Here is a 23997-nt window from a genome sequence, read left to right on the forward strand (position 1 = left end):
CCGCTGTCGGAGCGCGCCTGTCCGCAGCGGTCGTGCGTGTCGAGCACGGTGGACGGCTAGCCTTCGAGGGCGCCTACGGCAGGACGCGTCGAGACGACGGCGATCCAGTTTTTGTCGACACGCGATTTGACTTGGCATCGCTCACAAAGATCGTGGTGTCGACGGTCGCGCTTGCGCACGTATCGAGCGGTAGGATCGAGCTCGATGCTCCACTCACCGGTCTCATCCCGGAATGGCGTAACACGCCGCACGCTCCGATTACGTTGCGCATGATTCTCTCGCACGACGCGGGCTTCGCGTCGGGTGCCGACTATCGAGGGCTGCTGGAAAGCGGCGTTCGGGTCGAAGAATACGCGTTGACACGCGAGCTCGTCGCCGCACCGCGCGAAAAAGTTGTGTACAGCGATCTCGGTTTTATTACGCTCGGCGTCATTATCGAACGACTGCGCTCGCGCTCACTGCAGTCGATCGTCGCGGAAACGCTGGCGGGAAGCGGCACGCCATCGCTCGGTTTTCGACCGCCGCAAGCGGAGCGCAAACGCATTCCCGCGACCGAACGCGACGAGTGGCGCGGTCTCGTACAGGGAAGCGTGCACGACGAGAAGGCGCACGTGATGGGCGGCGTCGCGGGACACGCGGGACTCTTCGGCGATGCACGTGACGTCGCGCGCGTCGCGGAGATCTATCTCGGCGCGCTGCGAGGTGGCGAGGCTGCGCCGCTCGACCTCGATATCGTCCGCGAGTCGCTCAAAGAGCAGGCGTTCGATCCGATTGCAAGGCGAGGACTCGGCTGGGTGCTGCGAACGTCGAACGAGAACTCGTGCGGGACGAAAATGGGATCGCGTGCGTTCGGCCACACGGGTTTCACCGGGACGTCGCTGTGGTGCGATCCCGATCTCGACGTGGGCGTCGTCTTGCTCACCAATGCGGTGCACTTCGAACGCGGCGATCTTCGCGCGCTTCGCGCAGCAGTTTGTGATGAAGCAGTCGACTTTGTGGAGCGATGCGCGCACTCGGCCTGATGTCCGGCACATCGCTGGACGGGATCGACGCCGCGCTCGTCGAGCTCGAGCCGCGCGGCGAGGGCTACGCCGTAACGGTCCAGCGTTTCATCAGCCAACCATTTGACGCTCGGCTTCGCGAGCGATTGGAAGCCGCACTGCCGCCCGAGCGCGGAAGCACGGCGGCGGTCGCGCAGCTTCACGCGGATCTGGGCGCTGCCTTTACCGCGACTGCCGTCGCCGCAATAGAAGGTGACCGCATCGATTTCATCGCGACGCACGGCTTGACGTTGTATCACGATGGTCCGCGCTCGACGACGCTGCAAATCGGCCGTCCGTACGAGTTGCGCGATGAGCTGCGGGCGAGTGTCGTGTGGGATTTCCGTTCTGCGGATTGCGCACTTGGCGGCTCAGGGGCGCCCTTGGTGCCGTTCGTCGATGCGATCGTGTTCGGGTCGAGCGAAGAAGATCGCGTCGCGGTCAACATCGGCGGGATCTGCAACCTGACGATTCTCCCACGCGGCGGCACACCAAACGACGCCGTCGCGTTCGATGCGGGTCCCGGTACGATATTGCTCGATGCATTCGTTCGCGAGCGAACCGGCGAGGTTATGGATTTTGACGGCATGCTCACGTCGAAGGGGACCGTCGACGAGAGCCTGCTCGACGCGTTGCTCGCCGATCCATACTTTGCGCTCGAGCCGCCGAAATCAACCGGCCGCGAACAGTTCGGCCGGCAAATTCTCGATGCGCATCGGCAAACGCTGGGTGGGCTTTGCGTTGAAGATGGATGCGCAACGCTGGCTGCCTTTACGATTCGTCCGCTGGCAGATGCAATTCGCCGCTACGGTGCTCGCGGAGCGCGCGTGATTCTCGGCGGCGGAGGTTCACGCAACCCCGCGCTGGTGCAAATGTTGCGCCATGCACTCGACGACGCACCACGCATCGCGCAATCCGACGACTTCGGAATAAGCGCGGATGCGAAGGAAGCCGTTGCATTTGCGATTCTCGGATACGAGACGCTGCGTGGACGTCCCGCAAATCTGCCGCGCGTAACGGGCGCGCGCGCACCCGTGGTTCTTGGTTCGATCGTGCCCTACGAACTTGCGGTGCTCCTCGCAAAGATCGGGCGCGAGACGGGAGGCACGCGTGGCTAGCGTCGTGGTCGGTGTCGATGCGGGTGCTACGAAGACCTCAGCGGCGCTCGCGAGCGGCAAAATGATCGTGCGCCGCGCGCAAGGCGCCGGCGCGAACGCCACGATCGCGGGCATCGATGCTGCAGCCGTCGTCATCTTACGCACGATTCGCGAAGCGTGCGGCGACCAGACGTCCGAAACGATTTCGGCGATTCATATCGGAGCTGCGGGCGCTGGTAGCCCCGACGTCGCGCGTGACCTCGAAGCAATCGTTCGCGTCGCTTTCCCTTCATCGAACGTGCGCGTTGGCGACGACGTCGAAATAGCTCTGCGGGCTGCGATTCCGCAGGGACCAGGTATCGTGATCGTCGCGGGGACCGGATCGATCGCCCTCGCGAGCGATCCCGAGGGGAATCTTCACCGCGCGGGCGGTCTCGGGTATCTACTCGGTGACGAGGGTTCGGCGGGTTGGATTGGATTCGAAGCTCTTCGTTTGCTCGGCCGCGTCTACGACGGACGTGCGCGTGCCGAAGAGACGAGCCGGCTGGTTGCGCGGCATCTCGGTGTGGCGAACCGGTCTTCACTCATACGCGCCGTCTACCACGAACGAATCGACGTCGCAAAAATAGCGGCACTTGCACCGAGCATACTCGCGTTTGCCGGCAAAGGGAATCGTGCCTCAAAGACGATCGTCGAAGCCGCTGCCGGTCAGCTGGCGCAGCTCGTCATCGACGTCGCTTCCGCCGCTCATCTTACGGAAGCAAGAACCAACGTGGCGCTATCGGGCGGATTATTGCGTGAAGAGAATTTGCTGACCGCATTGCTCAAGAGCAAGATCGTATCGTCGCTCCCGAACGCAGCGATCGTTGCGGGTGGCGATCCGGTAGAGGGTGCCGTCCGTCTTGCAGAAAGAGGTTGCGGATGAGTCCGGATTTCTGGACCGCCGTTTTCAGCGGACTGACACTCGTTGTGTTTGGGCTGACGGCGATCGTCGGCATCATTCAGCTTCGCCATTTGCGTGTGGCGAACAGTCTTACGGGTTTGGTAACGATTCTGCAAGATTGGCAGAAGCCGGAAATGCAGAGCTGGGTTTCGTACGTGCGCAACGAGCTTCGCGAACGCTTGAAAGATGTGTCATATCTGGACAACATCGCAAAACCGGGGCCGGTACTGCGCTCAGAACATCCCGAGTTCCACATCTGCGACTACTACGAACAAGTCGGGTCGTACGTGAAATATGGGATGATCGATCGCGAGGCCTATCTCGACGTTGGGTGCGTTCCGATCGTCGCCATGTGGGAAGTTCTTTGGCCGCTGATCGACGTGATGCGCAAGAAGCGGAAGACCGAGAGAGTGTACGAGAATTTTGAATATCTTGCGGTCATCTCGCGGCAATTTATTGAAAAGTATCCCAACGGCACGTATCCGCGCACGTTACCGCGTTGGCGTCAACTCAAGAAGAGCGAGAGTTCAAGCACCTAACATGCTCGGGACGCGGACCGATCCCGACCAAATACGCCGGTATGCGCCGTAACAGCGCGACCTTGTCGAGGACGCGTAAGATCATCGGCGGCTTGAAGTTCTGCTTCGTGTTCAGAATCTGGGTCATCGCCCGGTTTTGAACGAGGAGCTGCGCGCCCTGAATCACTTTCGTCGGAAACTCACGACGGCGTTGAACGGCATTGAGATCGCTCATGCGCAGCATATGATTCTTGAGCGGCCCGGCGAGAATGTTCGCGCCGGCAACGGCATCTTGAATCGCGAGGTTGATTCCGACGCCGCCGATCGGCGACATCGCGTGCGCGGCATCACCGATGAAGAGTAAACCCGGTCGCGCCCAGACCGGTAAGCGGTTGATGCTGACCGTAAGGAGCTTGACGTCATCGAAGCTCTTCAGATCGTCGACCCGAGCGGCGACATAGGGCGCAAGCTCCGCGATTCTATCTCGGAGGTACTGAATGCCGCGCTGTTTGATCTCTTCGAAGCCACCCTTCTTGATCACGAACGCGCACTGAAAGTAATCGCCGCGCGGGATCGTGACGAGGATGCCGCCCGGGGCGATGTTTCCGAAACTTGGCGGCGGGTCGTCCTTTTCATGAGGAAGCCTGAACCATAGAACATCGATCGGGACGCCGTGATCGATGGGTTGCATGTGTGCGCGCTCGCGCAAAATCGAGTCGCGTCCGTCGGCAGCCACGACGAGCGACGCCCGAATCTCGAGCGTGCCTGAAGGCGTCCGTGCGCGAACGCCGGCGACGGTCTCGCCATCGAACAGCAGATCGATTACCTCGGTCTTCATCTCCAAACGAAACGTCGAGAGTCGCCGGCCGCGCTCCGCGAGAAAATTCAGGAAATCCCATTGCGGCATCATTCCTATGAACTTGCACGGCCCCGGGACGTAACGAAGATCGACGATCTTCAGATCGACACCGCTGATGCGTCCTCTCAGCTGGCTGATCTCATCGTGTGGTACCTTCAGAAAGTCATCGAGCAGTCCAAGCTCCTGCATGACCGTGAACGTCGACGGGTGGATGGTATCGCCGCGAAAGTCACGGAAAAAATCCTCGTGCTTCTCGAGCACCATGACATCGACGCCGGCGCGCGCGAGAATGTACCCGAGCATCACGCCGGCGGGGCCTCCGCCGGCGATACAGCATTGTGTACTAGTGCTTTGCGGCTGCGTCGATTGCACGCGCGGCGTATACTTCCGCCATCGCGGCGCGGTATCGGCCGGAGGCGAAGACGTCGGAACGCGCTTCAATCCCCGCGCCTGCATCGACGCACGCGGCCTTCACCGCTGCCGCGTCGCTGGGATCAACGCCGGTGAGCGCTTTCTCGACATTCGATGCACGGAAAGCGTGATCGCCGACGCCGGTGATCGCGATGCGTGCCGAGCTAATCACGTTTCCGTTCAGCGTCAGGTTCGCTGCAGCCCCGACGACCGCGTAGTGCGAGGCTGGATGCGGGAACTTTGCGTATGCGGATTTCGGCGCGGCCTTCAGCGTGATTTCGACGAGCAGGGCGTCCGGTTCGAGCGCCGTTTCGAACATGCCACGGAAGAAGTCGCCTGCATTGACGGTTTTCTTGCCCGAGCGAGATTGTAACGTCAATGATGCGTCGAGCGCGAGCATGACGGCGGGATAATCCGCCGAGGGATCGCCATGCGCGCACGAACCACCAATCGTCCCGCGGTTGCGAACCTGGGTATCGCCGATGTGGCTTGCGGCATCGGCAAGGGCCGGAACCAGTTTGCGAACGTTCGCATCCGCAGCGATTGCAGCGTGCGTTGCGAGCGCGCCGATCGTGATCGAATCGCCCGAGGCTCGAATCCCGTCGAGGCCGGCGATGCGCGAGATGTCGATGAGCATCGCCGGAGTTGCGAGACGCAACTTCATCATCGGAAGCAAGCTGTGTCCGCCTGCAATCAGCTTGGCGTCGGCTCCGTGCTCGGCGAGGAGTGCGAATGCTTCGTCGAGCGAGCGTGGTCGCGAATAGTCGAAAGCTGCCGGAATCATAGCCCACCTGCTTGTTGGATTGCGGTCCAGACTTTTTCGGGTTTGAGCGGCATGTCGAGATGCGTGATGCCGAACGGTGCAAGCGCATCGATGACCGCGTTGACGACCGCCGGAGTCGATCCGATCGTGCCTGCTTCGCCGACGCCTTTCACGCCGAGCGGGTTGACGTCGGTCGGGGTGACCGTATGGTCGAGTTCGAAATTCAGAAGATGCTCGGCACGCGGAACCGCATAGTCCAGCAGCGTCCCGGTGAGCAGCTGACCGTCTTCGTCATAGACGACTTCCTCGAAGAGTGCCTGCGCGATGCCTTGCGCAAGTCCGCCGTGAACTTGTCCCGCCACGATCATCGGATTGATGACTTTGCCGCAATCATCCGTTGCGAGGTAGCGCACGATCTTGGTCGAGCCGGTTTGCGGATCGATCTCGACGACGCAGATGTGCGTCCCGAACGGATACACGAAGTTCGGCGGCTCGAACCGGCGCGTCGCATCGAGTCCCGGTTCGAGGCCGGGCGGCAACTTGTCGCCCATAAATGCCAGGAAGCCGGCTTCGGCGGTCGTCATCGCCTTCGACGGATCGCCTTTGACCATGATCTTGCCGTCACGATACTCGACGTCGTCGGGGCTCGCTTCCCACTGATGGGCTGCGATCTTCATCGCCTTTTCTCTTATCACATCGAGTGCGAGCTTGAGCGCAGCGCCTCCGACTGCGGTACCGCGTGAGCCGAAGGTTCCGACACCATATTGCACTCGGTCAGTATCGCCGTGCACGATGATGATCTGTTCGATCGGAACGCCGAGCTCGTCGGCGACGATCTGCGCGAATGTCGTCTCCTCGCCTTGTCCGTGCGGCGAGATACCGGTGAGCACCGTGACGGCGCCCGTGGGCTCGACACGCACGGTTGCGGAGTCCCAACCCGCGGCCGGCATCGCAGCCGACGGGCCCATCCCGCACACCTCGACATACGTCGACAAACCGATCCCGAGTAACCGGCCCGCCTTACGGGCTTCGGCCTGCGCTTTGCGCAAACCGGGATAGTCGGCCGCTTTGAGTGCTTGATCCATCGTGGCTTCGTAGTTGCCGGAATCGTACGTCAAGCCCATCGCGGTTGTATGCGGGAACGAATCGGCTTTGATGAAGTTGCGCCGTCGCACTTCGACCGGATCGAGATTGAGCTTACGCGCGATCAGGTCCAGCGTTCGCTCGATCAAATACGTCGCTTCCGGACGGCCGGCGCCGCGATATGCGTCGGTCGACATCGTGTTGGTGAAGACGCCGATGCACTCCGTCGAGATGTTCTTGATCGCGTAGCACCCCGGGGCCATGAGCAGCGTCAACGTCGGAATGACCGGCGTCAGCAGCTGAAAGTATGCACCGAGATTTGCGACCACGCGTAAGCGTAGGCCGAGGATCGTGCCGTCGTTTTTGACGGCGACCTCGACGTCGTCGACTTGATCGCGGCCGTGGATCATGGCGGTAAAACATTCGGAGCGCGTCTCGGTGAATTTCACCGGACGCCCGAGCTGCATCGCGATCCAGCCGCACGCGATTTCTTCGGCGTAGACGTTCAGCTTCGCGCCGAAACCGCCGCCGACTTCGGGCGCGATGACACGAATGTGATTCTCGGGCATGCCGAGCGCAACCGCGAGCTGCGTTCGCAGCAAGTGCGGAATCTGTGTCGAGGTCGTTATCGTCAGCCCTTCCTCGCCGGGATTCCACTGTGCAAGCACCGCGCGCGTTTCTATCGGAACCGGCGCCAAGCGCTGGTTGATGAAGCGCTGTTTGATGACGACGTCTGCCGATTTGAAGGCTGCATCGGTATCGCCTGCGGCGATCGGGAGGCGGAACGCAATGTTCGTTCCGAACGCTTCGTGAACGAGCGTCTTTCCTTCGAGCGCTTGGAGTGGATCGACGACGACAGGCTGCTCGTCGTATGCGATCTCCACGAGCTCGGCAGCGTCACGTGCAACATAAGGATCGTCGGCAATGACGACCGCGACCGGCTCGCCGACGTAACGGACCTCGCCGATCGCGAGCGCCGGGTGCGGGGGGACGTTGAGCTCGGGAAGTTTATGCGCGCACGGCAAACCCTTGACACCGGCGTCGGCCAGATCGGTGCCAACGTATACGGCGATGACGCCTGGATGATCTTTAGCACCGGACGTATCGATTGCGCGAATCTTCGCGTGTCCGTATGGGCTGCGCACGAAGCTCGCGTACAAGGTCCCAATCGTTTTGAAATCGTCGGTATAGCTTGCGCGTCCGGTTATGAGGCGCGGATCCTCGCGGCGCCGAATGCGCGCGCCGACCATCGTCGTGAATGCCATTACTTCTTGACCGCCTTCGCGGCTGCTTTGACCGCGCGCACGATGTTGTGATAGCCGGTGCAGCGGCAGATGTTGCCGCCTAATCCTTCACGGATCTGCTCGTCAGATGGATCGGGGTTGCGTGCGATCAGGTCGAGGGATGCCATGATCATGCCGGTAGTGCAATAACCGCACTGCAGCCCGTGCTCGGCCCAAAACGCTTCTTGCATCGGATGCAGCGAACGCGACGTACCGATGCCTTCGATCGTCGTCACGGCTCGACCATCGGCTTGCACCGCAAGAACCGTACAGCTTTTGACGGACTTGCCCTCGAGAAGCACGGTGCACGCACCACAGCTGGACGTGTCGCATCCAATGTGCGTCCCGGTCAGACCAAGGCGCTCGCGTAGCATGTGCGCGAGTAGAAGACGCGGTTCGACGGTAAGTGCGTGTTTCTCGCCGTTAACCTCGACTTCGATCGCGGTTTGCGCGGGCGCCGTAGAAGAAGAAATGGAAGGTTTCGTCTGCATGGACGCTCTCCAAAATCACACGCGTGGGGTCCGCAAACTCGCACCCCTTGAAAGGAAAATCCTCCCTGGACGCGGAGCCTGGATGAACCGCCAATGATCGACATTCTGGAAACGTTGGAGCGCTGGCAGGGCGACGGTCGCCGGGTCGCGATCGCGACTGTCGTTGCGGTCGAGTTTTCAGCGCCGCGCGATCCCGGCGCCGCGATGGCCGTCAACGATCGTGGTGAAGTTGCCGGGTCGGTAAGTGGCGGTTGCGTCGAAGGCGCGGTGTACGAAGAAACACAGGACGTTCTGCGCACTGGGCGGGCGCGTTTGGTTACCTACGGTATCAGCGATGCGCAAGCGATTTCGGTTGGCCTGACGTGCGGCGGCACGATTCACATCTTCGTCGAGATGCTCGATGCGCAGATTCTCCGCCGCATCGCGGAAGCAGTCGGCCGTGATGCGCCGATCGCGCTCGCAATCGGTCTCGACGGAGCGATTGCCGGACGCGTGCGTCTCGTGAGCCATAACGACGACGCGTATGGCTCGATGGGTAACGATGGTCTCGACCATGCGGTGAGCGGGGAAGCACGCGCGCTGCTCGCGGCAGGCGATACCGTCGTTCGCACCTTCGGCGACGAGGGTGAACCGGTCGGGACGGACGTTCGCGTGTTCATCCGTTCGTTCGCGCCGAAGCCGAATATGTACATTTTCGGCGCCATCGACTTTTCGCGCGCGATGGTCCACGTCGGAAAAGATCTCGGATATCGCGTCAGCGTCATCGATGCGCGTCCCATCTTTGCGACGCGGCAGCGTTTTCCGCAGGCTGACGAAGTCGTGGTCGAATGGCCCGATGAATTTCTGAACAAGGCCCCGATCGACGAACGCACCGCGCTCGTGATTCTCACGCACGACGCCAAGTTCGACATTCCGCTTTTACAGGTTGCTCTGCGCACGCAAGCCGGCTACATCGGTGCGATGGGGAGCCGCCGCACGCACGCCGAGCGGGTCGAGCAGCTTCGCGCCGCGGGCGTTACGGCAGATGACCTCGCAAGGATCCATGCGCCGATTGGACTCGACATCGGGTCGCGTACGCCTGAAGAAACCGCCATCTCGATCGCGGCCGAGATCATAGCGACGCGTTCCGGCCGTAAAGGCGGCAGTCTCTCAAAAGGCACCGAGCCCGTACACGGGACTCTTCGGGCTCCGATCGCGGCGCGATGATCATCGAGGATTCCTTTGAAGTCGACGCGCCGGTCGATCGCGTCTGGGGTGTGCTCAAAGACATCCCTCGTGTCGCCGGTTGCATCCCGGGCGCAAAGATCACGGAGACCGTCGACGACCGGACGTATCGCGCGAACGTCGGTCTCAAAGTCGGTCCCGTCAACGTGAACTACGATGCGACGATCACGGTCGAACAGCTCGATGATGCAGCACGCCACGCGCAGTTTTCGGTCAACGGTAACGAGGCGCGCGGGCGGGGCGGCGTTCGCGCGAAGATTTCCACGGACGTCGAAGCTGCCGGCTCTGGTTCGCGCGTCAAGCTGCGCGCGGATGCGAAGATCAGCGGCGTCATCGCGACGGTCGGCGGACGCCTGATCGAAGGTGTTGCCAAAAAACAAATCGCGACGTTTGCGGATAATCTGAGCAAGCTCTTGTGACGGAAGGCTTGCCGCCAACCGAAGCCGTCGATGAGGCTACGCGCGGACTCGACCGCATGCCGACCACCGATCTCGTTGCCGCCTTGATCGCAGCGCAAGGGCGGGCGTTCGATGCCGCGCGCGCCGCAGTGCCGCAGATCGCACGTGCGGCGGATGCGATCAGCGCCCGCCTGCGTTCCGGTGGAACACTGCACTATGTCGGGGCCGGGACGAGCGGACGGCTCGGTGTCCTCGATGCGGCTGAGCTACCGCCGACGTTCGGCGTACCGCCGTCGCTTGCGCTCGCGCACATCGCGGGCGGATTCGAGGCGATCAGTGGAGCCGTTGAAGGCGCTGAAGATGATACGCACGGATTCGAGGCCGATATCCACGCAAAGGATGCGGTGATCGGAATCTCCGCAAGCGGTGGTGCGCCGTTTGTGTGTGCGAGTTTGGATCGAGCCAAAGCGAAGGGTGCGCTGACCGTTGCGATCACGAGCGCTCCCGATTCGCGCCTCGCCAAGCACGCGGACGTCGCGATCGTCACGCCGACCGGCGCGGAGCCGCTTTCCGGCTCGACGCGGATGCTAGCGGGAACGGCTCAGAAAATCGTGCTATCCGCGCTTTCGACGGCCGTGATGGTGCGCTTGGGAAAGGTCTACGACAATCTCATGGTCGACGTTGCCGCCACGAGCGAAAAGCTTCGAGCCCGCGCGCTGCGTCTCGTGCGCGAGCTTTGCAGTGTCAGTGAGGAGCGCGCCCGCGAGTTGCTCGAGCGTTCGGGCGGAAGCGTGAAGCGAGCGGTCGTGATGGAACGCCTGGGCATCGATTCGGATTCGGCGCAAACGTTGCTCGATCTCAACAACGCGTCGCTTCGCGATGTTTTGGAGCGCTCGCCTAAACGGTAAAGCCGAGCCGCTCGAGCATTGCGAAGTCGTCTTCGTCCGATCGGCCTTGCGTTGTGAGATAGTTGCCGAGAATCAAGCCGTTCGCGCCGGCGCGGAAGCCCAGATCTTGCATGCCGCGCAGCGTGATCTCGCGGCCGCCCGCAAGACGAATCAACGCGTTTGGCAGCGCAAAGCGTGTTAGCGCAATGAATTGCAACGCTTCGTTCGGCTCCAGGACCGGCCGATCGGCAAGCGGCGTTCCCGGTCGCGGATTGAGGAAGTTGACCGGGACTTCCTGGGGCTCTAGCTCTTGCAAAGAAAGTAAGAAATCAATGCGGTCGTCGAGCGTCTCGCCCATTCCGATGATGCCGCCGCAGCAAAGCTCGAGTCCGTGCGCTTTCACAAGCAAGCACGTGTCCCAGCGTTCCTGGAACGTGTGCGTCGTGCAAATTGCCGGAAAGTGCCGGCGCGACGTCTCCAAATTGTGATTGACCTTGTCGACGCCGGCGTCGTGCAGCGCCGCAACATCAGCGTCGGTAAGAATTCCGAGCGAGACTGCAACGTTCAATGGCAGCTCGGCCTTGATCCGGCGCGTAGCTTCAAGGATACGCTCGAGGAGACGCGGCGACGGTCCGCGGACCGCCACGACCATGCAATACTCGCTCGCACCGCGGCGGGCGGCTTCGCGAGCCGACGCGAGGAATTCGTCGACGCCGGCGAGCTGCTCCGGCTCGACACCGGTCGAGTAGCGTGCAGCCTGCGAGCAGAATGCACAATCTTCCGAGCATCCGCCTTTCTTCGCGTTGTAGAGGATCTCGAGCGAGATGCGTTTTCCGGACGCGGCGTTGCGAACGTCACCGGCCAGTGCCAAGAGTTCCGGCACGCGCTCGGACGGCCAACTTGCGATCTCGCGCAATTGCTCCGCGCCCAGCGGGAGCCGATCGATGATACTCATCGGATTGCGCGCAGCGGCTTACGACGCCACACCAGCTCGTAGTAGGCAAACTGCAGCGCGACGTTCACGACGAACGCCGCCGGATAGCCCCACCACACGCCGGGAAGGCCGATGCGATGCGAGAGTACCCAAGCGACTGGAACCTCGATCCCCCAAATCGAGAAGATCGTAATGCACATCGGAACGAGAACGGTGCCGCTCGAGCGGACGATGCCGGAGATGACGGTTGCGTTTCCAAAGATCGCGTAGCTCCAAAGCGTGATGTTGAGCAGATCGCGCGCGATGTGGTGCGTGTGCTCGCTCGTCAAAAACATTCCGAGGATCACATTCGCGAAGCCGTACACGATCAAGATCAAGACTCCCTCTACGATATAGTTCAGGGCGACGCTGGACCGAATGACCGCTCCAAGAAGTTCGGTTCGTCCGGCCCCGATCGCTTGTGCACCGAAGATCGAAGCTGCGATGCCGATCGAGAGTGCTGGAAACTGCACGTAGCTTCCGATCTGGTTGACGGCTGCGTACGCTGCCGTGGCATCCGAGCCGAAGCGGTTTACGAAGGTGATGACCGCGATCTCAGCCAGCGATACCATGATCATTTGGACGCCCATCGGCGCGCCGAGCCGAAGCAGCGTCACCACGAGCCGCATGTTCGGGGCCATGGCTCGGAGTAGTTCGCGGCTCGGCGCGAGCGGATTGTGCTCGCGCACCAGCGTTATTCCAAGGATGATGAGCGTGAGCGCGGTTGCGATTATGCTGCCGGCGGCGGCGGCGACGACGCCAAGTTTGGGAAGCCCAAACCATCCCAAGATGAGCGCCGGCGTGATCACCATGGTGAGCACGGTGCTTACGATCAACGAGTAGAACGGAGTCTTTGAATCGCCGGTACCGCGCAGGAACGTCGAGTACAAGAGGTACGTAAAGAGCAACGGAAACCCTGCGAAGAAGACCCGCGCGTAATCGGCGGATATTTCGAAGATGTCGGCCGGCGTGCCGATCAGGTGCAGCAGCGGTCGCACGAAGATCACGCACAACGCACCGCCGGCTACGCCGAGCGAGAGCCCTACGCCGAGCGTCGTTCCGGCCACGCGTTTCATTCGTTCCGTGTCGCCGGCGCCGTGGGCTTGACCGATCAGAATGCTGCTCGCGTTTCCGACGCCGATCAAAAACGAGATCATCAGGAAGATGATCGGAAACAGATTGCCGGCCGCCGCAAGCGCTTGTGGTCCGAGAAAGCGTCCGAGGTAGATGAAGCCGATCGTTTGACCGAGCGATTGCAGCACGTTGCTGAGCATGAGCGGTACGAGAAAGACAAGCAGCGATTGCCACATCGGCCGCGAATCATCAAGGGGTGAGGGTCGTCGCGTTTGGCGCACTGTTGTCGTTTCTGTTCGGCTTTGGCGTCGCATCGGCGCAATCGGCTGCCCCGGTTGTAATCGTTCCGATCGACGATCGTCCCGTGACTCGACAATTGCCGATGATGCTGGGTCGGATTGCCGGAATCCCTGTCGTTGAGCCCCCGCGCGCGCTGGTCGGTAACTATTTGACCCCCGGCGATCCGGAAGGACTTTATCGCTGGTTGACGTCCGACGCGACCGTGGGAGCCGACGCGTTCGTTCTTTCGAGCGACATGATGGTGTACGGCGGACTCGTCGCATCGCGCATTCCCGGTGTCCCCGCCTGGCTCGGATATTCGCGCCTACGCTATGTGACGGCGCTGCGCGCCTTGCGTCCGAACGCGCTCTACTATGGTTTCGGCACCGTCATGCGTCTCGCACCGACCGGTGTCCCCGCAATCGGCGGTGCGGCCTCGTTCTTTGCGGCCGGTAGGCCCTACGAGCTCATCACGCAGTACGCGAACACTCCGAGCCCCGAATTGGCAGAGCGCATCGGGCCGATATTGGACGCATACGTCGCAACGCGCAGACGCAATCTCGACGTCGACTTATTCGCGTTGCAGCTTACTGCCGAAGGCGGCTTCGATCGTTTTGTGCTTGGACAAGACGACGCCGGACCACACGGTTTACACATCGCGGATCTGGAATCGCTCGAGCGAGCGCGCGCGCACTATGGGTCAGGTCTCTTGCAGCGTACCTCGATCGAACCCGGCGCCGATGAGCTTGCGATGATCATGGAGGCAAATGCGTTCGCAGCCCGCGTGAGCTGGGTGCCGCGCTTCAGCATCACATGGTCGCAGCCCAAGGGTCCGGGATTGGAGGATTCGATCGAATATGCGCCGTTCGAAAAAATCGTACGTGAAGTGATCCGCTCGTCGGGCGGGACGGTGGTCTCGAGCGGTCCCGACATCCAGCTCTTTGTGCGCGTGCGCGATACGAACGCAGCGCAAGAGAAAGCGTTTGCCGATCAGATTGCGAGCGCAATAGGTGACGGGAAGCTCGTAACCGTCGTCGATCTCACCTTCTTCGGCGCGCCGCTCGAAGAACAGCGTCTGCTCGTCGAGGAGTTGATTGGGCGTAAGGTTGCCGGGAAACTGGCGGGATTTGCCTCGTGGAATACGGCTGCGAATTCACTCGGCACGGCGATTCCGGCTGCAATTGCAGTCGGCGTCGGGCAGCGCCTGGGAACGTTCAATAGGCTCGCCCTCGCGGATTTCTTGCTGGACCGTTACATCGACGACTACGCGTTTCATGATTTCGTTCGTCCCGTCCTCAACGACGAGCTGACGAAAGACGACGTCGACCATACGTATCTTTTGCCGGACATTGCCGCGCGGACGGCGAGTGAAAATCGCGCGCTGCTATGGCCGCACGCGGTCGATCTGTTGAATTCGGTTTTCCCGGATTACCGCGACGGCGGTTTGACGATTACGTTGCCGTGGAACCGCACCTTCGAAACCGAGATCGACGTACGCTTAGGGTTACGCGGCTAGACGGAGCGCGAGCCGGACCGTCGTGCCGTCTTCGGTTCGCTCCAATTGAACCTCGTCGCTCAGCGCGTACATCAGCGTCAAGCCTCGCCCGCGATCGGCGAGTATGTCGAATCCGGGAGGCGGCTCGAGCTTCGGCAACCACATTCCCTGATCGCTGATCTCGACCGTTATCGAGTTTGTACGGCGACGCGCACGGAGGAAGAACTCTTCGCTTCCGAGCGCTCCGGCGTGCTCGATCGCATTGTTCACGGCTTCGCCGACGGCGACTTGCAGATCGAAGCGCCGTTCTTCGTCGATGCCCGCCTCGCTGACGACGCGGTTGATGATATGCCGCGCGCGGCGCGCCGAAGCCGGCGTCGCCGGCAAACTCACTTCGATCTCGCGCAGCGGAGCTTGCGCGGTTGAGACCGTGAGGAGCGCGATGTCGTCACGTTGACGTCCGATGATCGTGCTTGCGACGAGCGAGAGTGCCGAGCGTTGCTGCGTCCCGCGCGCTTGTCGTGAGAGCGCAGCTTTCATGCGTTCTTCCGCGGCTTCGAGCTCGCGATCTGATTCGATGAGACCGTCCGTATAGAACACAAGAATCGATCCGGGCGAAAGTGCGACGCTACGCGTCTCCCATCCGGGTACGGTACTGCCCGGCATGCCGAGTCCGAGCGGGATGCCGATGCCTTCGAGCGTGCGGATCGTCCCGTCAGACGATGCGAGGAACGGCGGCGGATGTCCGGCCGAGGCGTAGCTCAAGCGCAGTGTGTAACGATCCAAGATCGCGAACATCGCAGTGACCATCGTCTTGTTGTCGGAAAGCTCGACGGCCGCATTGGCAATGTGCAACACGCGCGCAGGTTCGAGCTCGTCGATCGCAGCCGAGCGCAGCGCTTCGCGAACACGCCCCATCAGAACCGCGGCCTCGAGTCCGTGGCCGCCGACGTCGCCGATCGAGAACGCGATGCGGCCGTCGCCGAGATCGAACGCGTCATACCAATCACCACCGACATTGGCTTCGTTGGTGTCCGGTTGATAAACCGCATCGAGCGTCAAACCCGGGACGTGTGGAAGCATGGGCGGAAGAAGCGCGCGTTGCAGCGTGTCGGCAATTCGGCGTTCGCGCTGATAAAGCTCTGCATAGGCTTCCTCGCTGCGCTTTTGATGATCGATGTCGGTGCACGTCCCGAACCAGCGCGCGATACGGCCCTGCTTGTCGCGGACAGGATTGGCGCGCGTCAAAAACCATCGGTACTCGCCGTCGCCCCGCCGGAAGCGAAGCTCCGCTTCGAAAGCGCTCCCCAGTAAGATCGCGGTTCGCCAGTTGTGAAGCGTGCTGGTGAAATCATCGGGATGAACGGCGCGAAGCCATCCTTCGGCGAGCGATTGCTCGCGATCCATACCGCTATAGTCGTACCAGCGCTGATTGAAAAAAATCGCGTAGCCGTTCGGACGCGTTGCCCAGACGATCGTGGGCAGTGCTTCCGCGATCTGCCGCCACTCCGGAAGGTGCGGGGCGCCGCTTATGTTCGCTGGCATAACTCGATCAAGACCCCGCCGGTCGACTTTGGATGCAGGAAAGCAATGAGATTTCCGTGTGCACCTTTGCGCGGCGTGGGATCGATCAGCTGGATTCCGGCGCCGAGAAGGCGCGACAATTCAGCCGGTAAATCCGGAACGCGATACGCAATGTGATGCAGTTTCGTCGGCGCATCTCCTCGATAACGTGCGATTGCGGAGCTCGGGTCGAGGGGACGCAGTAGCTCGATGACCGCCTCTCCGGCGCGCAAGCCGACCGCCTCGACGCCCTGATCCGCAATTACTTCGCGATAAACTTGTTCGAATCCCAAAACATCGATGTAAAGCTTTAGCGTAGCGTCGAGATCTGCGACGACGATTGCCACGTGATCGATTGGATACGAATTCACGCAACGACCTCGCCGGCTGTATACCGGCCGAAGACCGCGCGTAACACACTCGAAATCTCGCCGACCGTCGCGCCCGCATCCAACGCCTCGACAAACGTCGGCATCAAATTCGCTTTCCCTTGCGCGGCGGCGCGAACGTCGGCAAGTCGCGCCTCGACACGAGCCGCATCGCGCTCCGCACGATAGCGGCGGACGTTTTCGATCTGGTCGCGCTCGAGCGATGCGTCGACGCGATGTAAGCGTACAGGCACGCCGTCGCTTGAATCGGTGAATGCGTTGACGCCAACGACGACTTGCTTGCCCTCTTCAATTGCAATTTGCGCGCGATAGGCCGAGTCTGCAATGCGCGCCTGCATCCAACCCCTCTCGATCGCGCTGACACTACCGCCTTCGCAATCGACCTCCGTAATAAGCTCCCTTGCTCGCTCGAAAATCTCACTCGTTAATGCTTCCACGTAATACGAGCCGGCAATCGGATCGACCACGTCGGCGGCGCCGCTTTCGAAAGCGATGATCTGTTGCGTGCGCAGCGCGGTTCGAACCGACTGTTCGGTCGGTAGGGCAAGCGCTTCGTCTTTAGCATTGGTGTGGAGCGATTGGGTCCCGCCGAGAACTGCAGCGAGCGCCTGAATGGTGACGCGAACGATGTTGTTCTCAGGCTCTTGTGCGGTGAGTGTCGACCCGCCGGTTTGCGTGTGAAAGCGTAGCATCTGCGAGCGAGCGTCGCTCGAGCCGAACTCATCGCGGACGATAGTGGCCCAAAGCTGCCGGGCTGCCCGGAACTTTGCAATCTCCTCGAAGAAGTCGTTATGCGCGTTCCAGAAGAAAGAGATGCGCGGCGCAACGTCTTCGACACGCAAGCCGCTCTCGAGCGCTGCCCGCAAATACGCTTTGGCGTTCGAAAGAGTGAATGCGACTTCTTCGACTGCGGTCGAACCGGCTTCGCGGATGTGGTAGCCCGAGATCGAGATCGTGTTCCACTGCGGAACCTCGCGCGCGCAGTATGCCATTACATCCGTGACCAAACGCATCGAAGGCCGCGGCGGAAACATGTAGGTGCCGCGTGCGGCGTACTCTTTGAGCACGTCATTTTGGACGGTGCCACCCAGCTTTGCGAACGGTATTCCGCGGCGGCGCGCAACGACCAGATACGTTGCCAAGATGATCGACGCCGGCGCATTGATCGTCATCGAAACGGTGACGTTGTCGAGCGGGATGTCCGCAAAGAGGCGTTCGGTGTCTTGGACCGCGTCGATCGCGACGCCGACTTTACCGACCTCTCCGCGGGCTTCAGGCGCGTCCGAATCGTAGCCGAGCTGCGTCGGAAGATCGAACGCTACCGAAAGACCGGTGGTGCCTTGCGAAAGCAGATAAAGATAGCGCGCGTTTGATTCCGCGGCGGTGCCGAATCCGGCGTATTGCCGCATCGTCCAAAGACGGCCGCGGTACATATCGGAGCGGATCCCGCGTGTGAACGGAAACGCCCCCGGCGCTGCGGCTTCGGGTGGCGCGTCGCTTGCATCGTACACCGGTTCGAGGGGGATGCCGCTGGCGTTGGATTCGCGTGCCATATTAATTGAAGGTTACCAGAACGGCGCCCGTTTCGACGGTTTGTCCGGCGCTGACCTTGACCTCTGCGACGGTCCCGGCGCGCGGCGAGCGGATCTCGTTCATCATCTTCATAGCCTCGATGACGGCCACGAGCGCGCCCGGCTCGACGGCGTCGTTCGGCTTGACCTTCATCTCGACGACGACGCCGTGCATCGGCGCGACGACCGCGTTTGCGCTCGAGGCCACTTTGCCGCTGCGGCTTTCGAGTTTCGGTGCGCGTCGCGGGGGCGCTGCGGCAGCCCCGCTTTGCGGACGGTCGAGCATGCGCACGCGAAAGAGCTTGCCGTTGACCTCGATACGAACGACGGAATCCTCGGTCGAAGCGGCTTCGCCGGCGGCGGCAGGTGCGGTCGCTTCGAGCTTGAGCGACGCCGCAAACGGTTCGAGCGTTGCCGTCCCGTACGTTGCGCTTTGAACCGATGGTTCATCGACGAGCGCGCGCAGGAGCGGGATCGTCGTCGCGACACCCTCGACCGTGAATTCGTCGAGCGCACGACGCAAACGCGTGCGTGCTTCATCGCGCGTCGGCGCCCAAACGACGAGCTTTGCGATTAGTGAATCGTAATCGGGCGTGATCATCATCCCGCCAAAGGCAGCCGAGTCGACGCGCACGCCGGGGCCCCCGGGTTCACGGTATCGCACGATCGTCCCGGGCGCGGGCGCAAAGTTGTTGGCCGGATCCTCTGCGTTGACGCGGACTTCGATCGAGTGACCGCGCAGCTCGATTGCGTCTTGTTTGTAGCCGAGGGGTTCGCCGGCCGCAACGCGGATTTGCTCGCGCACCAGATCGAGTCCCGAAATCATCTCGCTTACCGTATGCTCGACCTGAATGCGCGTGTTCATCTCGAGGAAGAAGAACTCATCGCCTGCGACGAGACATTCGATCGTACCAGCGCTGTCGTAACCGATTGTCTTTGCTGCGCGCAAGCCGGCTTCGCGCATTCCGCGGCGCACCCGTTCGCTGATCGTGGCCGGAGTTTCTTCCCAAACCTTTTGATGCCGGCGCTGCAGCGAGCAGTCGCGTTCGCCGACGTGGACGACGTTGCCGTGTTTGTCGGCGAGGACTTGCAGCTCGACGTGTTTCGGATTGTCGAGATAGCGCTCGGCGTAAATGGTCGAGTCTTTGAAGTAGGCCTCGGCCTCGCGCTTGGCGACGGCTAGCGCCGATTCAATTTCATCCTCAGAACGCGCGACGCGTAAGCCTTTGCCACCGCCACCGGCCGCGGCCTTGAGCGCGAGCGGTAACCCGAACTCCTTGGCGGCGCGTTTCGCGTCGTCGAGATCTTTGATCGGATCGAGTCTGCCGGGGACGACGGGAACGCCGGCTTTGACCATCGCGGTACGCGCGCGCAATTTGTCGCCCATCGCATCGATTGCGTCGGGATGAGGACCAACCCATACGAGTCCGGCTGCAATGACGCTACGAGCAAAGTTCGCGTTCTCGGCGAAGAATCCGTAACCGGGATGCAGTGCATCGGCGCCGGCGCGCTTTGCGACGTCGAGAAGCTTCTCGGCGTTCAAGTAGCTTTGCGAGGGCGAGGAGCCGCCCAGCGCAAACGCTTCATCCGCGTAGCGCACGTGCAGCGCGTCGCGATCCGGATCGCTGTAGACTGCAACCGTCGCGATGCCCATTTCTTTAGCCGTTCGCATCACGCGCAGTGCGATCTCGCCGCGGTTAGCGACTAGGAGCTTCGTAATCTTCATCGTATTGACGACCGCTCATTATCCATCGCGATTGAACGGCGGGCGTGGGCGGATCTTCCTCATCGTGCAGCGCGATCATGATCGCCGCGGCTTCGTCGTCGCTTGGCGCAGGCGTGATTTTGACTTCGCTCAAGATTTTTGCTCGAGCGTCATCCCCATCGCGTGGTAGCCAGCATCGACGAAATGGACGTCCGCGGTTACGGCTTTCGAGAGATCGCTCGCGAGATAGACGGCGGTGTTCCCGACGTCTTCGGCGGTGACGTTTCGATGCAACGGCGCAGCCGCGCCGACCGCGTCGAGCATCGATGAGAAGCCTTTGACTTGCCGCGAGCTGGCCGTCTTGATCGGTCCGGCCGAGATTGCGTTGACGCGAATCCCGCGATCGCCGAGATCGTAGGCAAGGTATCGAACGATCGACTCGAGCGCGGCTTTGGCGATGCCCGCGATATTGTAATTCGGGACGATTGAGGTCGAGCCGTAATACGTAAGCGCCACGACGCTGGCGTTATCGTGCAGCGTCGTTCGCAACGCCCCTACGAGCGCGATCAACGAGTACGATGAGATGTCGAGAGCCAGCGAGAAACCCGCGCGCGACGTGTCGTAGACTTTTCCGGCGAGATCTTCTTTGTTTACGAAAGCGATCGAATGGACGAGGACGTCGAGTCCACCGAGCTCATGCTGCGCCGCATCGGCAACGCGCCGCAGGTCATCGTCCGAGGTTACGTCGCAGGGCCAGCACGGGCCGCCACCCAGGTCGGCAGCCAGCTTGCGAACTTCGTCTTCAACGCGCTCACCCTGATAGATGAAGGATAGGCGTGCGCCGTGCTCGTGCAGCGCGCGCGCAATTCCCGTTGCGATCGACCAGCGGTTTGCGACGCCGGTGACGAGCGCAGTCTTCCCCTCTAAGAGCTTCACAGCGGCGTTTATTGCGAGGCGCCCGTCCAAAATCCCGTGGGATCGGCGGTTCGAATCGCTTCGAGCTCCCTGTCGTTCGGTTCGGGAGTCACCGTTGCACCCTGGAATTCCACGACAAATCCGGTCTCATCGATGACGTGTTCGCGTGTGACGCCGGGATGCAACGACAGGACGCGTGGTGGACCGGCATTCAACGCGAAGACGCCCAGCGTCGTGATCAGCGTAACCGCCCCTTTGGGGCGTGACGTAATGTAGGAAACGCGCTCGACGAAGCGCCGGCGCTCGTGCTCCATGATAAAGACGCAGCGCTGCGCGTGCGCCGCGATATCCGAGCCGCCGCCGGAGCCCGGAAGGCGTGTCGCTCCTACTTTCGTCGTGTTGAGATTTCCGAGCGCGTCAACTTCGGCACCGCCGAGGAATCCGACGTTCACGCGGCCGCGTTGCAACATCCCCATTACGTCGAGCAAACCGGTAGCGAACGTTGCGTCGCGTTGGTTCGGCCCGTCGCCCATAGTGACGACGGTTCCGCTTGCCGGGACTTCGCGGATCAAGCCGTTTTCGAATAGTCCTACGGCATTGGGAGCGTGCGTCGATTTTGCGACCGCAAAACCGACGAGCGGAAGGCGCATCCCAGCGAAGACGACGTCCCCGTCGTTGATCTGACGCGCCGCTGCGACGACCATCAGCGTTCGCGCGTTCACGCGCGCAGCTTCTGCATGTAGGCCGCGCGATCGAAGAGATTTTCGATCCATTCTCCCCGCCATGCATCGAAGCCGTCGCGTGTTCGCGTCGCACGGTGATACGTTTCGAAGGCTGCGTGATCGCGCTCGCGGTAGCCTTCGACCGGCGACGGATGCGCGGCTCCTGGTTCGAGAACGACCGCATCCACGAGCAATCCGGGAATCAGCGTACGGTTGGGCTCCCTTCGGATGACTTCGGGCTCAGCAAGTTCTTCCGTCAACACGATCACGCGGTCGGCGGCGCGTACGCTCTCGACGGTCGTCCCGAGATTTCCCCAAACATGCGCGTTCCCGTGCGCGTCGGCGCGTTGCACGACGACGATTGCGACGTCGACCTTGATCGCGCGCACCGCATAAATACGTTCGCCGCCGAACGGATCGTCGATCTCGCGAAACGCGTCGCGCTGCGAGGCGATGTCGGTGCCGAAGAGCGAGTGTGTGATGCCGAAGGGAACGCCCTCAGCCGCCGCGCGCAAACCGGTTGCGTAAGTCAGATTCGTGTAGTCGGTGATCGTGATCTGCGAAGGACTAGCTTCGGCGGCTCGCCGGAAATTGTGTCCCAAACCCGCGCCGACGTTCCCGACCCAGGCGACCTCGAGGGCCTGCACGCAACCTGCGCCGATCAGCTGATCGTAGAGCATGTCGCTAATCGGTCCAACCAGCGTGAGATCGTGCTTGCGCTGACGAATGATCTCGTGCCCGGCGGAGAACGGAATCCGCGCTTCGAGGCCACAGGCAGCGCTGACGCGATCGCCGTCGCGTACCAAACGCGCAACAGCATCGGCGGTTGTTGTGAGCTTGCTCAAACCTCAGTCTTTGTTTCGCGCAGGACGAAGCGCTGAGTCTTCCCCGTCGCGGTCTTCGGCAGCGAATTGACGACGGTTACCCAGCGAGGGTATTTGTGCGGCGTCAGGCGCTCTTTCACAAAGGCTTGCAGCTCGGTTTCGAGATCGCTGGTTTGAAGAGTCGCGGCGCGTAACACGACATACGCGTGCGGCTTGACGAGTCCGTCATCGTCTTCGCGTCCAACGACCGCGCATTCGAGAACGGCGTCGTGCTCCGCGATGACGTTTTCGACCTCAACCGGCGAGACCCACATTCCGCTGACCTTGAGCATGTCGTCGCTGCGGCCGGCGTGCCAGTAGACGCCCTGACTGTCACGGCGGTATTTGTCGCCGGTTCGAATCCAATCGCCGAATAACGTCGCTTTGGTTCGCTCGTGCTTGTTCCAGTAGAAAGCCATCGTCGAATCGCCGCGTACCAGCAGATCGCCGATCTCGTCGTCGGCGCAATCGTCGTCGTTTTCGTCGACGATCCGCACCTCGTAGCCGGGAACGGTGCGTCCGCTAGCGCCGGGCGTTGCCGCGCCGGGCATGTTGGCCATAAACATGTGCGTGATCTCGGTCGTGCCGATGCCGTCGCAAATCTCTAGCCCCATTTGCGCCTGCCAGCGATTGAAAAGTGCGGGTGGCAGCGCTTCGCCGGCGCTGACGCAGACGCGAACGCTCGAGAAATCGGCTTTGGCGCCTTCGTCGATGGCTGCGAGCATTTGCGCGTAGGCGGTCGGCACCGCGAAAAACAGCGTCGGCTTGTGACGGCGGACTTGATCGAAGACGGCTTGCGGAGTCGGACGCTCGGGGAAGAGAATCGCGGCGGCTCCGACGTCCATCGGATAGTACTGCGCGTTGCCGAGACCGTACGCGAAGAACAGTTTTGCCACGCTGAAGGCGCGATCCGAAGTGCGCGTGCACAGCACTTGCTCGCCGTACGTGCGCGCGCAAACCCACATGTCGTGCTGCAAATGCACGACGCCTTTCGGTTCGCCGGTCGTTCCGCTCGAATACAAGAAGAAGCAAAAGCCGTCGCGATGCGTCGGTGCATAATCGACCGGTGCGGCTTTGGAATCTTCGAGAACCCCAGCCGGTTCGTCGAGAACGGCGAAGGGTGCACAATCACTCAGGATCATCTCGCGTTCGGCTTCGCGTAAGGAGGTGTTGAGCGGGACTGCAACGCCGCCAGCTGCGATCGTCCCCCAAAACGCGATCGACCAGGCCGGCGAATCGGGGAGGAAGATGACGACGCGCTCCCCGTTTCGCAAGCCGCGTTCGATCAAGCTGCCCGCGTAGCCGCGCACCGCGCGATCGAGCTCCCGGTATGTCATGGTCGTTTGATCCGTGATCAGCGCGGGCGAATCGCCGCGTCCGAGTGCGACGTTGCGGCCGACGAAATACTGCGCGGCGTTGAAGCGCTCGGGAAGATGGTCGGCCGCGCGCAA

23 protein-coding genes are annotated in these 23997 nt (G+C 61.8%); 8 read left to right on the plus strand and 15 right to left on the minus strand.

Annotated elements, in window-relative coordinates; all coding sequences use genetic code 11:
- Positions 1–17: 17 nt before the first annotated feature.
- Genes VGG22_03315 through VGG22_03330 form a run of 4 tightly spaced genes read left to right on the plus strand, consistent with a single transcriptional unit; the run spans position 18 to position 3619 of the window.
- Positions 18–1022 carry a serine hydrolase domain-containing protein gene (locus VGG22_03315; GenBank protein HEY1727392.1) on the plus strand — a complete coding sequence of 335 codons (1005 nt, stop codon included), beginning with the start codon at positions 18–20 and terminating at the stop codon, positions 1020–1022.
- Positions 1004–2158, plus strand: a complete 1155-nt coding sequence (locus VGG22_03320) for an anhydro-N-acetylmuramic acid kinase (protein HEY1727393.1) — start codon at positions 1004–1006, stop codon at positions 2156–2158. The genes VGG22_03315 and VGG22_03320 overlap by 19 nt, the downstream gene beginning before the upstream one ends.
- Entirely contained in the window at positions 2151–3062 is a 912-nt protein-coding gene (locus tag VGG22_03325; GenBank protein ID HEY1727394.1) for a BadF/BadG/BcrA/BcrD ATPase family protein, read from the plus strand. Before VGG22_03320 ends, VGG22_03325 begins: the two co-directional genes overlap by 8 nt.
- The gene (locus VGG22_03330) at positions 3059–3619 is read left to right on the plus strand and encodes a DUF4760 domain-containing protein (protein HEY1727395.1); all 561 of its coding nucleotides are present in this window, start codon (positions 3059–3061) and stop codon (positions 3617–3619) included. Before VGG22_03325 ends, VGG22_03330 begins: the two co-directional genes overlap by 4 nt.
- On the opposite strand, the gene VGG22_03335 is transcribed toward VGG22_03330, so the two are convergent.
- The 4 genes from VGG22_03335 to VGG22_03350 are packed head-to-tail and all read right to left on the minus strand — an operon-like array spanning position 3591 to position 8488.
- Complete coding sequence (locus VGG22_03335; protein ID HEY1727396.1) at positions 3591–4913, minus strand: FAD-dependent oxidoreductase; 1323 nt, start codon at positions 4911–4913, stop codon at positions 3591–3593. The two genes, VGG22_03330 and VGG22_03335, sit on opposite strands and share 29 nt — an antisense overlap.
- Positions 4801–5652 (minus strand): xanthine dehydrogenase family protein subunit M, encoded by an 852-nt coding sequence (locus VGG22_03340; GenBank protein ID HEY1727397.1) that lies wholly within the window; start codon positions 5650–5652, stop codon positions 4801–4803. Before VGG22_03340 ends, VGG22_03335 begins: the two co-directional genes overlap by 113 nt.
- Positions 5649–7979, minus strand: coding sequence for a xanthine dehydrogenase family protein molybdopterin-binding subunit (locus VGG22_03345; GenBank protein HEY1727398.1), 2331 nt, complete (start codon positions 7977–7979; stop codon positions 5649–5651). Before VGG22_03345 ends, VGG22_03340 begins: the two co-directional genes overlap by 4 nt.
- Positions 7979–8488: a (2Fe-2S)-binding protein gene (locus VGG22_03350; GenBank protein HEY1727399.1), complete on the minus strand. Its 510-nt coding sequence runs from the start codon at positions 8486–8488 to the stop codon at positions 7979–7981. Before VGG22_03350 ends, VGG22_03345 begins: the two co-directional genes overlap by 1 nt.
- Before the next feature lie 93 nt (positions 8489–8581).
- Between VGG22_03350 and VGG22_03355 the strand changes: the two genes are divergently transcribed.
- Genes VGG22_03355 through VGG22_03365 form a run of 3 tightly spaced genes read left to right on the plus strand, consistent with a single transcriptional unit; the run spans position 8582 to position 11018 of the window.
- The gene (locus tag VGG22_03355) at positions 8582–9694 is read left to right on the plus strand and encodes an XdhC/CoxI family protein (protein HEY1727400.1); all 1113 of its coding nucleotides are present in this window, start codon (positions 8582–8584) and stop codon (positions 9692–9694) included.
- A complete protein-coding gene (locus VGG22_03360) occupies positions 9691–10131 on the plus strand; it encodes an SRPBCC family protein (protein HEY1727401.1) in 441 nt (146 codons plus the stop codon). The genes VGG22_03355 and VGG22_03360 overlap by 4 nt, the downstream gene beginning before the upstream one ends.
- Before the next feature lie 8 nt (positions 10132–10139).
- Positions 10140–11018, plus strand: a complete 879-nt coding sequence (locus VGG22_03365; GenBank protein HEY1727402.1) for an N-acetylmuramic acid 6-phosphate etherase — start codon at positions 10140–10142, stop codon at positions 11016–11018.
- Here the strand turns inward: VGG22_03365 and bioB are convergent.
- Positions 11008–11952, minus strand: a complete 945-nt coding sequence (gene bioB / locus VGG22_03370; protein ID HEY1727403.1) for a biotin synthase BioB — start codon at positions 11950–11952, stop codon at positions 11008–11010. The two genes, VGG22_03365 and bioB, sit on opposite strands and share 11 nt — an antisense overlap.
- The gene (locus VGG22_03375) at positions 11949–13280 is read right to left on the minus strand and encodes an MATE family efflux transporter (protein ID HEY1727404.1); all 1332 of its coding nucleotides are present in this window, start codon (positions 13278–13280) and stop codon (positions 11949–11951) included. The genes bioB and VGG22_03375 overlap by 4 nt, the downstream gene beginning before the upstream one ends.
- 20 nt (positions 13281–13300) lie before the next feature.
- Here VGG22_03375 and VGG22_03380 point away from each other — a divergent pair, with 20 nt between their 5' ends.
- Positions 13301–14839 (plus strand): DUF4127 family protein, encoded by a 1539-nt coding sequence (locus VGG22_03380; GenBank protein ID HEY1727405.1) that lies wholly within the window; start codon positions 13301–13303, stop codon positions 14837–14839.
- Here VGG22_03380 and VGG22_03385 read toward each other — a convergent pair.
- The 9 genes from VGG22_03385 to VGG22_03425 are packed head-to-tail and all read right to left on the minus strand — an operon-like array spanning position 14828 to position 23997.
- Positions 14828–16363: a SpoIIE family protein phosphatase gene (locus VGG22_03385; GenBank protein HEY1727406.1), complete on the minus strand. Its 1536-nt coding sequence runs from the start codon at positions 16361–16363 to the stop codon at positions 14828–14830. The two genes, VGG22_03380 and VGG22_03385, sit on opposite strands and share 12 nt — an antisense overlap.
- Positions 16348–16752 carry a methylmalonyl-CoA epimerase gene (mce, locus tag VGG22_03390; protein ID HEY1727407.1) on the minus strand — a complete coding sequence of 135 codons (405 nt, stop codon included), beginning with the start codon at positions 16750–16752 and terminating at the stop codon, positions 16348–16350. The genes VGG22_03385 and mce overlap by 16 nt, the downstream gene beginning before the upstream one ends.
- Positions 16749–18323: a methylmalonyl-CoA mutase family protein gene (locus VGG22_03395; GenBank protein ID HEY1727408.1), complete on the minus strand. Its 1575-nt coding sequence runs from the start codon at positions 18321–18323 to the stop codon at positions 16749–16751. The genes mce and VGG22_03395 overlap by 4 nt, the downstream gene beginning before the upstream one ends.
- A gap of 1 nt (position 18324) precedes the next feature.
- Entirely contained in the window at positions 18325–20067 is a 1743-nt protein-coding gene (locus VGG22_03400) for an acetyl-CoA carboxylase biotin carboxylase subunit (protein HEY1727409.1), read from the minus strand.
- Complete coding sequence (locus tag VGG22_03405; protein HEY1727410.1) at positions 20039–20200, minus strand: hypothetical protein; 162 nt, start codon at positions 20198–20200, stop codon at positions 20039–20041. Before VGG22_03405 ends, VGG22_03400 begins: the two co-directional genes overlap by 29 nt.
- Positions 20197–20982: an enoyl-ACP reductase gene (locus VGG22_03410; GenBank protein ID HEY1727411.1), complete on the minus strand. Its 786-nt coding sequence runs from the start codon at positions 20980–20982 to the stop codon at positions 20197–20199. The genes VGG22_03405 and VGG22_03410 overlap by 4 nt, the downstream gene beginning before the upstream one ends.
- A gap of 8 nt (positions 20983–20990) precedes the next feature.
- The gene (locus VGG22_03415) at positions 20991–21683 is read right to left on the minus strand and encodes a CoA-transferase (protein HEY1727412.1); all 693 of its coding nucleotides are present in this window, start codon (positions 21681–21683) and stop codon (positions 20991–20993) included.
- Positions 21680–22528: a CoA-transferase gene (locus VGG22_03420; GenBank protein ID HEY1727413.1), complete on the minus strand. Its 849-nt coding sequence runs from the start codon at positions 22526–22528 to the stop codon at positions 21680–21682. The genes VGG22_03415 and VGG22_03420 overlap by 4 nt, the downstream gene beginning before the upstream one ends.
- Positions 22525–23997, minus strand: a complete 1473-nt coding sequence (locus VGG22_03425) for a benzoate-CoA ligase family protein (protein HEY1727414.1) — start codon at positions 23995–23997, stop codon at positions 22525–22527. Before VGG22_03425 ends, VGG22_03420 begins: the two co-directional genes overlap by 4 nt.

It is taken from the genome of Candidatus Baltobacteraceae bacterium, assembly GCA_036489885.1.
In the GTDB taxonomy this organism is placed as follows: domain Bacteria; phylum Vulcanimicrobiota; class Vulcanimicrobiia; order Vulcanimicrobiales; family Vulcanimicrobiaceae; genus JAFAMS01.

What these genes read in the sequence shown, in the direction of transcription:
- VGG22_03330 (HEY1727395.1), top strand. Translation starts at nt 3,059, where the DNA reads ATGAGTCCGGATTTCTGGACCGCCGTTTTCAGCGGACTGACACTCGTT.
- VGG22_03350 (HEY1727399.1), bottom strand. Translation starts at nt 8,488, where the DNA reads ATGCAGACGAAACCTTCCATTTCTTCTTCTACGGCGCCCGCGCAAACC.
- VGG22_03335 (HEY1727396.1), bottom strand. Translation starts at nt 4,913, where the DNA reads ATGCAGGCGCGGGGATTGAAGCGCGTTCCGACGTCTTCGCCTCCGGCC.
- bioB (HEY1727403.1), bottom strand. Translation starts at nt 11,952, where the DNA reads ATGAGTATCATCGATCGGCTCCCGCTGGGCGCGGAGCAATTGCGCGAG.
- VGG22_03395 (HEY1727408.1), bottom strand. Translation starts at nt 18,323, where the DNA reads ATGGCACGCGAATCCAACGCCAGCGGCATCCCCCTCGAACCGGTGTAC.
- VGG22_03385 (HEY1727406.1), bottom strand. Translation starts at nt 16,363, where the DNA reads ATGCCAGCGAACATAAGCGGCGCCCCGCACCTTCCGGAGTGGCGGCAG.
- VGG22_03400 (HEY1727409.1), bottom strand. Translation starts at nt 20,067, where the DNA reads ATGAAGATTACGAAGCTCCTAGTCGCTAACCGCGGCGAGATCGCACTG.
- VGG22_03375 (HEY1727404.1), bottom strand. Translation starts at nt 13,280, where the DNA reads ATGTGGCAATCGCTGCTTGTCTTTCTCGTACCGCTCATGCTCAGCAAC.
- VGG22_03360 (HEY1727401.1), top strand. Translation starts at nt 9,691, where the DNA reads ATGATCATCGAGGATTCCTTTGAAGTCGACGCGCCGGTCGATCGCGTC.
- VGG22_03355 (HEY1727400.1), top strand. Translation starts at nt 8,582, where the DNA reads ATGATCGACATTCTGGAAACGTTGGAGCGCTGGCAGGGCGACGGTCGC.
- VGG22_03345 (HEY1727398.1), bottom strand. Translation starts at nt 7,979, where the DNA reads ATGGCATTCACGACGATGGTCGGCGCGCGCATTCGGCGCCGCGAGGAT.
- VGG22_03320 (HEY1727393.1), top strand. Translation starts at nt 1,004, where the DNA reads ATGCGCGCACTCGGCCTGATGTCCGGCACATCGCTGGACGGGATCGAC.
- VGG22_03340 (HEY1727397.1), bottom strand. Translation starts at nt 5,652, where the DNA reads ATGATTCCGGCAGCTTTCGACTATTCGCGACCACGCTCGCTCGACGAA.